The sequence below is a fragment of the Oscillibacter sp. KLE 1728 genome (assembly GCF_934833455.1).
GTDB classification, from domain to species: domain Bacteria; phylum Bacillota; class Clostridia; order Oscillospirales; family Oscillospiraceae; genus Oscillibacter; species Oscillibacter welbionis.
On record NZ_CAKVVF010000109.1, the window covers coordinates 1 to 5633 of the forward strand.

The 5633-nt window shown below is 62.9% G+C and carries 5 protein-coding genes and 1 tRNA gene; 3 read left to right on the forward strand and 3 right to left on the reverse strand.

The window, feature by feature from the left end; translation table 11 throughout:
* Window positions 1–394: 394 nt before the first annotated feature.
* Window positions 395–471 (reverse strand) — tRNA-Arg (locus QVE23_RS10125).
* Window positions 472–559: 88 nt separating this feature from the next.
* The gene (locus tag QVE23_RS10130; protein WP_021751363.1) at window positions 560–1726 is read right to left on the reverse strand and encodes a phosphoglycerate dehydrogenase; all 1167 of its coding nucleotides are present in this window, start codon (window positions 1724–1726) and stop codon (window positions 560–562) included.
* 386 nt (window positions 1727–2112) lie between these two features.
* Between QVE23_RS10130 and QVE23_RS10135 the strand changes: the two genes are divergently transcribed.
* Together QVE23_RS10135 and typA are read left to right on the forward strand one after the other, a co-directional pair.
* A complete protein-coding gene (locus QVE23_RS10135; protein ID WP_158629787.1) occupies window positions 2113–2250 on the forward strand; it encodes a hypothetical protein in 138 nt (45 codons plus the stop codon).
* Window positions 2251–2439: 189 nt separating this feature from the next.
* Window positions 2440–4263: a translational GTPase TypA gene (typA, locus tag QVE23_RS10140; protein WP_287968133.1), complete on the forward strand. Its 1824-nt coding sequence runs from the start codon at window positions 2440–2442 to the stop codon at window positions 4261–4263.
* A gap of 775 nt (window positions 4264–5038) precedes the next feature.
* Here the strand turns inward: typA and QVE23_RS10145 are convergent.
* Window positions 5039–5359: a hypothetical protein gene (locus QVE23_RS10145; RefSeq protein ID WP_021751359.1), complete on the reverse strand. Its 321-nt coding sequence runs from the start codon at window positions 5357–5359 to the stop codon at window positions 5039–5041.
* A gap of 121 nt (window positions 5360–5480) precedes the next feature.
* Between QVE23_RS10145 and QVE23_RS10150 the strand changes: the two genes are divergently transcribed.
* The coding region (locus QVE23_RS10150; protein WP_287968137.1) for a ribbon-helix-helix domain-containing protein at window positions 5481–5633 on the forward strand (153 nt) is incomplete at its 3' end.

Consider the following 5633-nt stretch of genomic DNA (forward strand, 5'->3'; position numbering starts at 1 on the left):
AGCGGCCCGAGGCCAAGAAGGGCCTGGCTACCCTGTGCATCGGCGGCGGCATGGGCGTTGCCACCGTGTTCGAGAAGTGCTGAATTGATCTTCCGGCAGAGCACCGTCTCCGCTGGATGTGAAAAGGCGTCCCCGGCCATTAGCCGGGGGCGCCTCTTTTTTTGTGCCGGGAAGCGGCGTGCCGCAGGGCCGCCATCCAGCAGAACGGCAGGAGGACGAGGGTATAAAAGCGCCTGGAGGCGGCCTGAGAGGATGCCCCAGCAGTTTGCGGATCGCACATCAGCCGGAGTTTTTGCAGGGACCGCGCTATGAAAGGCACCTGGCAGCCGCTGGAATGCGGTGGAACGGATAAGAAGGCCGCTGTAAGCCGAAAACTGGCTTACAGCGGCTGACTTGGCACCCCTGACCAGACTCTAACTGGTGGCCTACCGCTTAGGAGGCGGTCGCTCTATACGACTGAGCTACAGGGGCATATCAAATAGGCAGAAACCATTGTACCTGTTTTCCGCCCTGCTGTCAATGGGAAAGGGCTGCCGCGCAGGCGGCAGCCCTTCGGCGCTCACTGGATGACCCGTACCCGGATCACATTCTCCAGCGCCGTCACCTCGTCGATGACGCACTGGTCCGCCGGGGCGCTCAGGTCCACGATGGTGTAGGCGTAGTCCCCCCGGGACTTGTTGCTCAGGTTCTCCACATTGATGCCGTCCCGGGACAGCAGGGTGGTGATGCTGGCCAGCATGGCAGGCACGTTTTTGTGGATCAGGCACAGCCGGCACACGCCGCTGCGCTCCTGGCTGACGGCGGGCAGGTTTACGCTGTTGCGGATGTTGCCGTTTTCGAGGTAGTCCCGCAGCTGGTCCACCGCCATGACCGCGCAGTTCTGCTCACTCTCCGGTGTGGAGGCTCCCAGGTGAGGCATGGCCAGCACGTGGGGCGCACCCACTAGGCGGTTATTGGGGAAGTCTGTGACATAGGCCGCTACCCAGCCGGTGTCCAGCGCCGCCAGCATGGCATCGTCGTCCACGATCTCGCCCCGGGCCAGGTTGATGAACCGGACGCCCCGTTTCATGGCGCCGATGGCCTTGGCGTCGATCATGCGCTCCGTGTCCTTGGTGTAGTGGATGTGGATGGTGATATAGTCCGCCCGCTTGTAGAGCTCGTTGATGTCCTTCACCACATGGATGTGGCGGTCCAGCCGCAGGGCGGCATCCACAGACAGGAAGGGGTCGTAGCCGTACACATCCATGCCCAGGGACAATGCGATGTTGGCGACCAATGACCCGATGGCCCCCAGGCCGATGACGCCCAGCGTCTTCTTGTACAGCTCCGGGCCGATGAAGGCGGCCTTGCCCTTCTCCACTACGGTGGTCACGTCCACGCCGGAGGCCACCTGCTGCCGGACCCACTGGATGCCCCCGTCCACGTCCCGGGAGCCCATCAGCATGGCGCACAGCACCAGCTCCTTTACGGCGTTGGCGTTGGCGCCGGGGGTGTTGAATACCACGATGCCCGCCTCGGAGCAGCGGTCCAGGGGGATATTGTTGACGCCGGCCCCGGCCCGGGAGATGGCCAGAAGGTTTTTCGGAAAATCATAGTCCAGCAGCTTGGCGGAGCGGACCAGGATGGCGTCCTCGTCTGTCTCCGAATCGGAGACGGCGTACAGCGCCGGATCCAGGCGGTTCAGGCCGACGGGAGAGATCTTGTTGAATGTTCTGATACGGTACATGGCAGAATGCCTCCATTGGGCGGCCCCAGCGGGTCGCGGTACTTGCGGGGGAACGTGCGGTGCTGGCACCGCTTCCGCCGCAGCATCTTCTATTATAGGTAGAGGCCGCCGTCCCAGTCAATGTGCCGAACCGCCAAATCCGCGGCCGGTTGGACCGAAAGTTTTTGGAGAGGTATTACTTTTGGAACGGCCTGGGAAAATACCCCAAAAGGCAGTTCTGCGCCTCCGGAACTGCCGCTTTCCTATGAAAACTGCGGAATCGTCCTGTTTTTTTGAAAAAGCCCCTGAAAGCAGCTTGCAAAAATCGAGAGAACGGCATATAATGCAAAACTGTGTGCAAATCTCGACCGGCGGCCGGAATCGGACGGCCGGCAGGGAGGCCGCGTGTGTTGATCCGCCGCCCGGCGTACCCCACGTGGCCCCTTCATAGAGAAAAGGAGATGGAAGATGTGCAGAACGAACATTTGAGGAACATCGCCATCAACGCCCACATCGACCACGGCAAGACTGCCCCACAGGGCTGACACCCTGCGGGGATCGTTTGATAGAAATGCCCGGCGGAAGCACCCGCAAGGGGTACGCCACATCCGTAAGGCGGCAAAGCCGCCAACGGCTGTGCAGTGAATTCCGCCTCCGCCAAGGTTTTGCCGCAGGCAAAACACTTGTACGCGCCGCCCGGCGCGGCCTTGCCAGAGAAGAAGGAGAAGAGAATTATGCAGAACGAACATTTGAGAAATGTCGCCATCATCGCCCACGTCGACCACGGCAAAACCACGCTGGTGGACGAGATGCTGAAGCAGGGCGGCGTCTACCGGGAGAATCAGGAGGTGGTGGACCGGGTCATGGACTCCGGCGACCTGGAGCGGGAGCGGGGCATCACCATCCTGGCCAAGAACACCGCCATCCGGTACAAGGACACCAAGATCAACATCGTGGATACCCCGGGCCACGCCGACTTCGGCGGCGAGGTGGAGCGCATCCTGAAGATGGTCAACGGCGTCATCCTGCTGGTGGACGCCGCCGAGGGCCCCATGCCCCAGACCCGCTTCGTGCTCTCCAAGGCCCTGGAGCTGGGCCACCGGGTCATTGTGGTGGTCAACAAGATCGACCGGCCCGACCAGCGGATCCACGAGGTGGTGGATGAGGTGCTGGAGCTGCTGATGGACCTGGATGCCACCCCGGAACAGTTGGACTCCCCCATGCTGTTCTGCTCCGGCCGCAACGGCACCGCCTCCTACTCCCCCGACGTGCCGGGCACGGACCTCAAGCCCCTGTTTGAGACCATTCTGGAGTATATCCCCGCCCCGGAGGCGGATGTGGACCAGCCCTTCCAGATGCTGGTCAGCTCCATCGACTACAACGACTTCGTGGGCCGGATCGCCATCGGCCGCATCGAGCGGGGCACCTTGAAGCAGAACCAGGACATCGTCGTGTGCAACTACCACGACCCGGAGGCTGTGCTCCGCAAGGCGAGAGCCACCGCCATCTACGAGTTCGAGGGCCTTGCCCGGAATCCGGTGACCGAGTCCACCGCCGGCAACATCATCGCCATGAGCGGCATTCCCGACATCACCATCGGCGACACCATCTGCGTCCCGGACTGCGTGGAGGCGTTGCCCTTCGTGAAGATCAGCGCCCCCACCCTGGAGATGACCTTCTCCGTCAACGACTCCCCCTTTGCCGGCAAGGAGGGCAAGTTCGTCACCTCCCGCCAGCTGCGGGACCGGCTGTACCGGGAGACGTTGAAGGACGTGTCCCTGCGTGTGACCGACACGGACAAGGAGACTGCCTTCAACGTGGCGGGCCGGGGCGAGATGTCCCTCTCCATCCTCATTGAGACCATGCGCCGGGAGGGGTATGAGTTCCAGGTTTCCCCCGCCCGCGTGCTGTACCAGGAGATCGACGGCGTCAAGTGCGAACCCATCGAGCGGCTGGTGGTGGACGTGCCCGGCGACTGTGTGGGCGCGGTCATCGAGAAGCTGGGTGCCCGCAAGGCGGATCTGGTGGAGATGACTCCCGTGGGCGAGCGGATGAAGATCGAGTTCCTGATCCCCGCCCGGGGCCTCTTCGGCTACCGCAGCGATTTCCTGACGGACACCAAGGGCGAGGGCATCATGGCCAGCGTGTTCGACTCCTACGCCCCCTATAAGGGCGACATCTCCCGCCGGGGCACCGGCTCCATGATCTCCTTTGAGACCGGCGAGGCCGTCACCTACGGCCTGTTCAACGCCCAGGAGCGGGGCACCCTGTTCATCGGGCCCGGCGTGCCGGTGTACGGCGGTATGGTGATCGGCGTCAGCCCCCGGAGCGAGGACATCACCGTCAACATCTGCAAGAAAAAGCAGTTGACCAACATGCGGGCCAGCGGCTCTGACGAGGCGCTGCGGCTGGTGCCCCCCAAGCAGATGAGCCTGGAGCAGTGCCTGGAGTTCCTGGCGGACGACGAGCTGCTGGAGGTCACCCCCAAGAGCCTGCGGATGCGCAAGGCCATTCTGGACCACGAGAAGCGCATGAAGGCACTGCACGGCAAGAAGTAAACCGGCCATGGCATGGGCCCGGGCCCCCGGGAGGGGGCCGGGGCCTGTTCGTTTGCCGCCCGGGCAGGAGGCGGGGGCTGTTGGGAAAGACCGCGCCGCATCCGCAGGGGGGCGATGATCCCGGCGGCCCGGAGGCGGAGACTCTCCGGAAAACGGTTGGGCCGCCGGGCGGCGGCCTCGGGGGATTCTGCTCCCGCAGGGGGGCTTGTCCAGCGGGGATGCGCCCCCCATTGTCGTCGTCGCAAAGTCCGCTCAGCTCCGTTTCCGCCTGCGGCGAAAACTGCGCCCGCTCCCTTGCGCCTCCTCTCCCCACCGCGCGGGGCGCGGCGGGGGCCCCTTTCGGTCTTGCCCCAAAAGAGAACGCGCCGCGCCCGGTGTAAGAGAAAAAGCGCTTTTGGCCGCAACTTTGCACGTTCGTGCAAAGTTGCTGTACGGGGGTCGGCGTGAGAGGGTGCCTGCGTGTTTTCGGCAGACGGCTGACGGGCGTGGCGGGGTGACGCAAAGATTTGGGGGGCTGATTCCCGCGGCGCGGGTATGTCTTGGGTCGGGGTGCAAGGAGGGATTTGACCAGCTCCTCTTTTCCTGTCTCGCGCTGCGGCGCTCCCAGGATTTCCGTCACCAGTGTTCCACTGGTTCCTCCTTCCGCGCGTTCCGCTTCGCTACGCGCTACCCTAGCGGTCGCGGAAGCGCCTGACCTTCCATAACCGTAGGGGCAGATGCTCTCATCCGCCCATTTCCCCGCGCTGGCAGGACGGTGATCGGATATCTGTTGAGGTCACGAGCAGGAAAGCGCCCGGGCATGGGAGAGGGTTTCCTCCTCTTCCGCGCCCAGCAGGTCCAACGCACCCAACTCCAGGCCCATTTGGAGGCCCAGGAAAAACTGATACTCTCCGGCGTATTCCGCCAGGGCGCAGCAGGCGTCCGACAGGTCCCCTACCTCCTGCAAAAGCTCCCGGTCCCCGCCGCAGAGCTGCCGGACCCGGCAGTACGCCGCTTCCTCCCGTGCTGCCAGCTCCCGCCAGACCGGATCCCCCCGCTCCGCCCTCTTGCGGAGATGCAGTAAAATATCCGTCAACATCGCCTTGGTGTGATTCATATATAGCCACCTCCTATGCACTTGTAGTATACCACCTACGCACCACTTGTCAAGCAAAACGCCAAATGATATAGTGCATATATAGTAACTACGTAGTGAGTAGAAAGTAGGGTGAAGGGTTTTGGGCGAACACCAGCTGGTAAATCGGAAAAGATTTGTTTCCTCCCTGGCCAACGAACTGGTAGAGCCATTCAACGAGCTCTCCAAAAAAACGCGCATCACCAAAACGCGTCTCTTGGACGAAGCCATCGAGGACCTCCTAAAAAAATACGAA

What these genes read in the sequence shown, in the direction of transcription:
- QVE23_RS10145 (WP_021751359.1), bottom strand. Translation starts at nt 5,359, where the DNA reads ATGAATCACACCAAGGCGATGTTGACGGATATTTTACTGCATCTCCGC.
- typA (WP_287968133.1), top strand. Translation starts at nt 2,440, where the DNA reads ATGCAGAACGAACATTTGAGAAATGTCGCCATCATCGCCCACGTCGAC.
- QVE23_RS10130 (WP_021751363.1), bottom strand. Translation starts at nt 1,726, where the DNA reads ATGTACCGTATCAGAACATTCAACAAGATCTCTCCCGTCGGCCTGAAC.